Source organism: Vogesella mureinivorans (assembly GCF_007644035.1).
Lineage (GTDB): Bacteria > Pseudomonadota > Gammaproteobacteria > Burkholderiales > Chromobacteriaceae > Vogesella > Vogesella mureinivorans.
The window spans coordinates 1-354 of sequence record NZ_VMTV02000031.1 but is presented as its reverse complement, the minus strand read 5'-3'; the positions used below and the strand labels follow the sequence as shown (position 1 = coordinate 354).

The 354-nt window shown below is 68.9% G+C and carries 1 protein-coding gene; it reads right to left on the bottom strand.

The features are described 5' to 3' along the window. Window positions 1–354 (bottom strand): PhoH family protein (locus FLQ44_RS00975; RefSeq protein ID WP_206208598.1); only part of this gene is annotated, 354 nt, incomplete at both ends.

Here is a 354-nt window from a genome sequence, read left to right as displayed (position 1 = left end):
CTGCACGCGGTTCTCGTTGAGCGCTTCCACGGCCATGGCTACGGCGAGAAAGGTCTTGCCGGTGCCGGCGGGGCCGATGCCGAAGTTGATGTCGTGGGTGGCGATGGCGTGCAGGTAGCGCGCCTGGTTCGGGCCGCGGCCCTTGACCACGCCGCGCTTGACCTTGATCGCGACTTCCTGGGCGCCGCGCGCGGCGTCGGCGATCGTGCGTTCGACCAGCGCGTCGACGCCCGCATCCTGCAGCCGCAGATGCACCGCGCCCGCGTTCAGCACTTCCTGCCCGGTGTCGGCGTAGAGATCGCGCAGCAGCAGCTCGGTCTTCTCGGCCAGGGGTTCTTCACCAATCACCCGGAA